This is a genomic window from Hafnia alvei (assembly GCF_900095695.1).
In the GTDB taxonomy this organism is placed as follows: Bacteria; Pseudomonadota; Gammaproteobacteria; order Enterobacterales; family Enterobacteriaceae; genus Hafnia; species Hafnia alvei_B.
Genome location: NZ_FMIQ01000051.1, coordinates 40,465 through 48,513, shown reverse-complemented (window position 1 = coordinate 48,513; position 8,049 = coordinate 40,465). Strand labels below are relative to the sequence as shown.

At 41.9% G+C, this 8,049-nt stretch carries 7 protein-coding genes; 5 read left to right on the top strand and 2 right to left on the bottom strand.

The genetic code is table 11. The annotated features are described in order from the left end of the window. Nucleotides 1-725 (bottom strand): DUF1120 domain-containing protein (locus tag BN1044_RS13350; RefSeq protein WP_072309122.1); only part of this gene is annotated, 725 nt, incomplete at its 3' end. Nucleotides 726-767: 42 nt separating this feature from the next. Further along, on the bottom strand, nt 768-1,493 hold the full coding sequence (locus BN1044_RS13345; protein WP_081329591.1) for a fimbria/pilus chaperone family protein: 726 nt from the start codon (nt 1,491-1,493) through the stop codon (nt 768-770). Between the two features lie 540 nt (nt 1,494-2,033). Here BN1044_RS13345 and BN1044_RS13340 point away from each other — a divergent pair. The 5 genes from BN1044_RS13340 (at nt 2,034) to BN1044_RS13320 (ending at nt 8,042) form a co-directional block, all read left to right on the top strand. After that, entirely contained in the window at nt 2,034-2,594 is a 561-nt protein-coding gene (locus BN1044_RS13340; RefSeq protein ID WP_072309121.1) for a fimbrial protein, read from the top strand. 228 nt (nt 2,595-2,822) lie between these two features. Next, the gene (locus BN1044_RS13335; RefSeq protein ID WP_072309120.1) at nt 2,823-3,521 is read left to right on the top strand and encodes a fimbria/pilus periplasmic chaperone; all 699 of its coding nucleotides are present in this window, start codon (nt 2,823-2,825) and stop codon (nt 3,519-3,521) included. 78 nt (nt 3,522-3,599) lie between these two features. Then, nucleotides 3,600-6,299: a fimbrial biogenesis usher protein gene (locus BN1044_RS13330; RefSeq protein WP_072309119.1), complete on the top strand. Its 2,700-nt coding sequence runs from the start codon at nt 3,600-3,602 to the stop codon at nt 6,297-6,299. A gap of 44 nt (nt 6,300-6,343) precedes the next feature. Next, complete coding sequence (locus BN1044_RS13325; RefSeq protein ID WP_175421609.1) at nt 6,344-7,489, top strand: hypothetical protein; 1,146 nt, start codon at nt 6,344-6,346, stop codon at nt 7,487-7,489. A gap of 10 nt (nt 7,490-7,499) precedes the next feature. Then, entirely contained in the window at nt 7,500-8,042 is a 543-nt protein-coding gene (locus tag BN1044_RS13320) for a fimbrial protein (RefSeq protein WP_072309117.1), read from the top strand. Nucleotides 8,043-8,049 lie beyond the last annotated feature (7 nt).

The window sequence follows — 8,049 nt, the reverse complement described above, 5'->3', positions numbered from 1 at the left end:
TACAGACTAATAGTAGATGAACCATTTAAGGTAATTTCTTTACTTAAATCGATATGGTCTGTCTCTGTTATCGTGGCCATGACGTTATAGTCCATGGAAAAGACGCTCCCTTTAACGATTTCGCCATCTACATTTAAGAAGTTATAAGCGAGTGGACTTCTTGCACCCATATATTCAAAAACTTTCGTTGGCGTAGCAGCGCCTTTTTGGAAAGGCGTGGTCGCGGTACTAGCAAAATATTGGTCAATGCCATCAACTTTTAACGCAGACAATGTAGCAACATAGTTACCAATACCTTGACCTAAACTGTCAGTGCCCAAACCAAGATTTAAGCCATAGCCAGAGCTCGTTCCACTTGGTTGTAATTGCTTATAGCGACCAATGGTATCCATTAAGCCAATTGCTAAGGTAGCAGATCTATTATCATCCCAGTTAATCGCAACGCTGGTCACTGCAGAGCAGGTAATAGTGACCGCATTAGACAGCGTTTTTATAGGCAGATTAGTACTATAAGTACTATGCAGCGAAGAGGTAGATATATGTCCATAGTCAATTACTCCATTCGCGGCAAGCGCAACCGAACACGGCGGTGGCGTATATTCTCCAGTCACGGTGAGTTTGCCGGAAGGCCCTACTGCAGGGTCGGCAAATGCGCTAGAAATTGACATAGCCAGTAATGGCAATGCCAACAATTTTAGCGATATTTTTACTTTCTTTCCTGACATTTTTCTTTCCTTTTTATCGAAATAATAGAACAAGCACACTACTTAATGAGACACACTCGCCTCATAGGGTTTTACAAAATAGCCATACAAATTTGCCGGCGTGATGGTCACTTTTTGAACATCAGAAATTTGATTATTCAGTTTTACGTTAACCGTATCTCCAGGCAATAAATAAGAGCGAGGTAGTGAAGCACTGATTTTTTGCGGTTGTACGCTTATGATGGGTGACATGCGGATAACATAAGCACCTGTATTTGTTACCTTTAAGGTATCTTGACTCACCTGTTCCCATTTCAGCAACGTCCAAGGCTCTAAATTCTCTTTCAGACCCGCTGGGTGAATAATCAATGGCACATTTTGACGCAGCGTAATCTGTAATTTATCGGCCGTTTTATCAGAAGCTGGGATGCCTTCAAAGATGGCGCGTTTAAACTGCTCAACGGCTTTCGCTGGCGTTTTCATCATAAAACGCACGGTCTGGCTATCACCGGGATTCACCCGAACAACGGGAGGAGTAACAATCAATGATTCCTCTTTATCACCCGGCAGGTTTTCCACCGATGAATAGAGCAATACCGGGGTAGGATCGGTGTTTTTAAGCGTCATCACCCCTTCCCCTTCTTCCGTATTCACCACCACAACAGAAGTTTCAAGTTTCATCCCGGATGCATGTGCATAATTAAGAGGAAATAATAATGGTGATAAACAAGATAAATAAATAATAGAAATCTTTTTCATCTTCGGTGTAAAACTAAATTTAATTAACATATTCAAACACTCTCCCTAACATAATAAGACAGAAAAACGCTATCTGCTGCATATGAGAGCTTCAGATAGCGCTTTTATTAGCTATAATTAATTCAGAATAAAAAATTACTTAATGCTTGTTATAAAAATCATACCTACAAGTTTTATTTAAATCACTCTAAGAAAACCCCATTCCAATTAACTTTCCATAAGATTTTTTTATCACGTTGATTTTATTGAATTTGTTTGCGTAAACCATACCTGAAATCATTCTTTAATTTTGCTACATATAACTAACCACATGATAAATAATGAGTTAACTAAAAATCAATAAAAATGGCCACTTCCATAAAAAAAACCTGGTGTATAGTGAGCCTCGTCAGTTAGCTCGTTGCCAAAGTAAAGCGTCAGGAAATATCTAATATTATTTCTCTGATATGAATGATGCTATATGGATAACAGTATCTGCTTGGAAACAATTAAACATTCATCTATGTCATTAATACTAATGCATCAGAAATCTGAATGAACTAAACACATATGAATAAAGGAAATATAAATATGAAAGCTTCAAAAATGTTGGTGTCTGCGTTATCTGTTTTGACCATGATGGCGGCAGGTTCTGCAATGGCAGCTCCGGTTGCTACACCAATTACCGTTAATGGAGGTTCTATTAATTTTACGGGAGAAGTCACTGATGCCGCATGTATCGTTAACCCTGAATCAGTTAACCAAACTTACGCATTGAGCCCTCTCAAAACAAGTGAAGTAGCAGCAGGTAAGACCGGAGCATCAACTGAAGTCAGAATCTATCTGGAAGAATGCAGCACTGAAGTCTATAAAACCGCGTCCTTTGCTTTTAAAGGCGTGCCTGATCTCAATGACCCAACTGTGCTGGCAAACGCCCCTGGCGCTGGTGGCGCACGCGGCGTAGGCGTACAGATGAAAGATATGGATGGCAAGGTTATTAACTTCACTGCCGCTGACGATAAAGGTGCGAAAATGCAGCTGATTGAAGGCACTAACGTTGCAATTTTCTCTGCTGCTTTAGTTGGTACTTCAGAGACTGCAACACCAGGTCATGTATCTGCAACAACTGACTTTAAAGTTCATTACGAATAACATTTTATTCGTCGTGTATAAGTTATAGAAATTAATTTCTATCTAACGCCATAATTTTTTATGGCGTTCATTTAGATTATAGATAACACATTGAATACACTTAATTAATACTTTTCATCCAACCTCTGCTATCTCGATAAAAATTAATTAAGTGTCATCACCATAAATCTAAGATTTTAACCTCACTTTTTAAGTGCTATCAGAAAATATAAACCAAGGCTATAGGTTATGAAAAACGTAAAAGTCAACTCGCTAATAAATTTATTACTCTTCAGCTCAATTTCTCTCTGCGGATCATCAGCTGCCATAGCCGGTGGAGTCGGTCTTGGTACGACAAGAGTGATTTATCCACAGAATAGTTCGCAGGCATCTTTATCTATTCAAAACACCGATGCCAGCAAGGTTTTTCTGATTCAATCTTGGGTATCCAATCCTGATGAAAATAAGAGTGCTGATTTTATCATTACCCCGCCTATTTTCGTGATTCAGCCCAAAAAAGAAAATACGATGCGGATCATGTTTGTGGGGAAAAAACCACTACCAACCGATCGTGAATCTCTTTATTACGTAAACAGTAAAGCAATACCTTCAGGAAAACCTGAAGAAGGAAAAAATACGCTCCAGATCGCAACGCAAACAACCATTAAAATGTTTGTGCGTCCTGATAATCTGCCTACACCAAGCATCGACGCGCCTAAATCTTTGCGCTGTAAACTAATCGGCAGCAACCTAAACGTAAAAAATCCTTCTCCTTATTATGTGACGCTAGTTAGCCTCAAAGTTGGCAATCAAAAAATGCCAAACACCATGGTTCCGCCAAAATCAGAGGCACAGGTTCCATTACAAGGAGGCCCTGGCGGAAACATTACATTCCAGACCATGAATGATTATGGTGCCATGACCGATCAACAAACATGCTCCATATAACATGCCAGAGAACATGCCAGAGAACATCGTCAAGGATTGGCGTTATCTATTTCTATATTTTTCAGGATTGAAAGTAAGATGAAAAAGCAACTTTATTTCGCATCAGTTCCACAAGCGAGATCTGCTATTAGCCGTTATGCCCCTGTTGTTTTTTCATCACTGGCTATTGTTTCTCCCGTGCAAGTACTCGCTGAGCAATATTTTAATCCGGCATTTCTATCCAGCGATCCTTCCGCTATTGCGGATCTCTCACGCTTCAACAATGAAGGTGGGCAGGCTCCGGGGAGCTATCGCGTCGATATCTATATAAACGATACCTTTATCTCTACGCGTGACGTGGACTTCAAATATTCAAAAGCATCGGCGGCGGAGCCGGAGAAAAATACGACAGCACCTGTCGAAGCATCATCAAAAACGAAATCGTCGGATACAACTGATACGCTCGTGCCATTTTTCAGTATCAAAGAACTGGAAGCGCTTGGCGTAAACACAAAATCCCTGCCTACTCTCAAAGAGACCGCGCAAGATGATCAAGATCATAAAGAGGTCAATCTGGAATCCATAGTTTTAGGAAGCAGAGCCTCTTTCGATTTTGAAAAGCAGCGTCTTGATTTGAGTATTCCGCAAATTGCGATGAAAAATGATGCTCGTGGCTATATTGCCCCAGAGAAATGGGATGAAGGGATCAATGCCCTGCTGTTAAATTACAATTTCTCGGGTAATGAAACGAAGGCTAACAACGAGCGCCAGTCTGACAAGTTTCTTAGTTTGCAAAGTGGAATTAACCTCGGAGCATGGCGCTTACGTGACAGCGCCTCGTGGAGCAGCCAGAGTTCTAACAGCGATCACTCTAGTGAGATTCAACATATTAGTACCTATGTTGAACGTACTATTATTCCGCTGAAATCTGAACTTGTTGCCGGAGATACCAGTACGTCTAGCGACGTTTTTGACAGTGTTCCCATTCGTGGTATACAGCTTTCGTCTGATGATAATATGCTACCCGATAGTCAGAGAGGCTTTGCGCCAACAATTCGCGGTATTGCAAAGAGCAACGCAAAAGTAACGATAAAACAAAACAACTATGTTATTTATCAAACCTATGTAGCACCCGGTGCATTTGAAGTTAACGATTTATTCCCAACTTCATCCAGCGGCGATTTACTGGTTTTAATTGAAGAAAGTGATGGCAGTATTAATTCTTACTCTGTCCCTTTTTCCGGTGTACCAATTTTACAACGAGAAGGTCGGGTAAAATATGCCGTCAGTGCCGGAAAATATCGTAATGGGGGTAATGAGCAGGATAGCCCTGAATTTGGTCAGGCAACAGTAATTTGGGGTTTACCTCATGGAATAACTGCCTATGGTGGTACACAGTTATCTGATAAATACCGTAGTTTCGCGGTTGGGTTGGGCAAAAACTTCGGTGATTTAGGCGCATTTTCTGTTGATATCACTCAGGCGAACAGCACGCTGGCAGATGACACTACCCATCAAGGGCAATCAATGCGTTTTCTATATGCTAAAGCGCTCAATAATTTTGGGACCAACTTCCAATTGCTCGGATATCGTTACTCTACCGAGGGTTTCTATACCTTAAGTGAGACCACCTATAAAAGAATGAGTGGGTATAATGACACCGAAAACGAAGGTAATAAAAAAGACAATAACGATCAGCCCAATTATTTTGATTATTATAATCTGAACTATACCAAACGCGGGAAGTTGCAGGCCAATATTAGCCAGCAAGTGGGAAAGGAAAGCGGTCTATTTGTCTCTGCCAGTCAACAAAGTTATTGGCATACCGATGAAACTGATACCCTGATACAGTTCGGATTTAATAGCACCATCTGGAATGCCAGCTATACCCTGGCATATAACTATAATAAAGTGCAAAACCAACCAGATGCAGATCAGGTTGTCTCATTCAATATTTCTATTCCTTTGGCTCAATTGTTATCTCCGGCCCAAGACGATATGGCGCAGCCTGGACATAATGCGTATGCCACCTACAGCGGAAATAGAGATAAGAACGGTAACACAACTCAGCAGGCAGGTATTAGCGGAACGTTACTTGACGACAATAATCTCAGCTACAGCGTGATGGAAGGCTATGGAAATAACGGTGTCGGCAATAGCGGCAGCGTGAGCGCCGGCTACCAAGGGGGTTATGGTAGCACAAACGTTGGGTACAACTATGGCGCTGACTATAAGCAGTTAAACTACGCTATATCTGGCGGTATTGTTGCCCACCGCAATGGGATCACGCTCAGCCAACCTCTTGGCGATACCAACGTGCTTATCGCCGCGCCCGGTGCAGATAATGTCAGTGTTGAAAATAACACTGGGGTGAAAACTGACTGGCGTGGATATGCCGTTGTGCCTTACGCAAGCAGCTACCGCCAAAATCGTATTGCGCTCAATACCAATACATTAAATAACCACACTGATATCGATGATGCCGTGGTTAACGTTGTACCTACGCAAGGAGCGATTGTGCGCGCTAACTTTACCGCACACAGCGGCGTGAGAGCGTTATTAACCTTCATGCACAATGGTAAACCCCTACCCTTCGGTACCAGCGTGAGCAGAACCGATATTACTGCCAGCGGCATCGTAGGTGACGCAGGGCAGGTGTATATGTCAGGGCTACCGCTAAAAGGAACCTTGAATTCACAATGGGGCCCGGCCGCAAGCGACCAATGCCAAGCTAATTATGTATTACCTGAAGACAGTCTTAATAAGGCTATCGTCTATGCCAATGTGGTATGTAAATAGAAAATTTTTTCATGACGATATGTATGCAATATGGCAGGAAAAACGTGCCAGCAATCTCATATTTTATTAACCAGGTCATGACGATTAGAAACAGGTTTTCAAGAAAAAGGAACGACATGCGCAGCCTATTTACCTTATTTCCTCCTCGCTCAGCCATATTACTTGGGCTGTTTGTTATCAGTTCATATAGCCATATGGCTTATAGTGCCGATCCAGGAATATGCGCCCCCAGCAATGGCATGGTGCCCGAATTGCATATTCAAATGAATATGACTACACCACCAGTTGGCGTTACTACAACTCAAGGGTATAGCTATCCCGTTGTCGCGGCGATGCCAGGACCTATCAAATGCCAGCCGACAGACCCAGCGCCAAAAATTAGTACCGTATATTCATTTAATAATGGTTACTTAGGTCGTGACGCTGGGGCTAATATAACTATTGATGATCCTTACCATCAAGGATACAGGATGAGGTTACAACTGGGTACAGTACCCGGATTCACCACCTTTAACCGATGGGCAATTCCAAATACGAGCGCACCGACTATTACGGAGGCCGTTTACGCCGCGGTTATGGTTTTTCCACCAAGTACCAATCTTGATCCACATGATATCATTCTAAATCATGTTTTTTTGGGATATTACGCCGTATCAGAATTAAGTACATCTGATATCGGTATTCCTGAGAGCACCGATGGTTTGACTGCAGTTTATGTTTCAGGGAAGCTACATATTCCGCCTAAGTGTCAACTTCAACTGGATAAACCTGAAGTGATAATGCCAGATCACTTTGCCGCTGATTTTACTGCGGCAGGCGCGGGCGGGATCTTAGATGATGCGCCCACCCGCTTGGGCATCCAAGGACTATGTTCAGGCGGAGGAGGCTCTGGAGACGGTGATTTAGTGCATATTTCCATATCATCACTCTACTCAGGTGATGGGCAAAATATTATCGGCATTCAAAATACGCCAGAGATTGGTTTGATAGTACGCGATGGTCAAGGAAATATACTTCCGGTCAACAGTTCTGAGGTAGCCCAAGTTCCAACAACTCAAATGACTGTGGGTGAACGACATGAGGGATACTTTGAATATCCATTGTCATTCCAACTAGTCTCACGGACCGGGACGGCGCCAAAGCCAAAAAACTATAACGTACAGATCTCCGTCATATTATCAATGGAATAGTAAAACCATTATGAAAAATAAATGGAACATAGGTTTTTTCATACTTAGCAGCCTCTTACCTTATGCAGGATATGCTAATATAGTTTACAATGGTTCAACGCCTATAAATATAAGAGGAACTATATTACCCAGCTCATGTACTATCGCCAAGAAAAGCCAAGCACAGAGTATTAATCTTGGCTCCTATGCAAATAATACATTAACTGCCGTGGGGAAAATATTAACGACAAGAACGTTAAGTATATCGCTGACGGGATGCAACGATGGAATTATAGGTACCGTAGTGACGCTTACAGGAGATCAAGACCAAGACGATAATACGTTATTGGCACTGAGCAATCCAGAAGCAGAGGGTACAGTAAAGGGCTTAGCTATACAAATTAGAGATAACGCTGACAATACTATTCCTATAAATAGCCAATCATTACAACAGAAGTTGGTCGCGGGTGATAGTAATGTATTAACGTTTAAACTGGCATATAAAGTAACTAAACTGCCAGTAACGGTAGGAGATGCTAACTCCGTGCTATATCTCGATTTGGCTTATCAATAGGATTAAT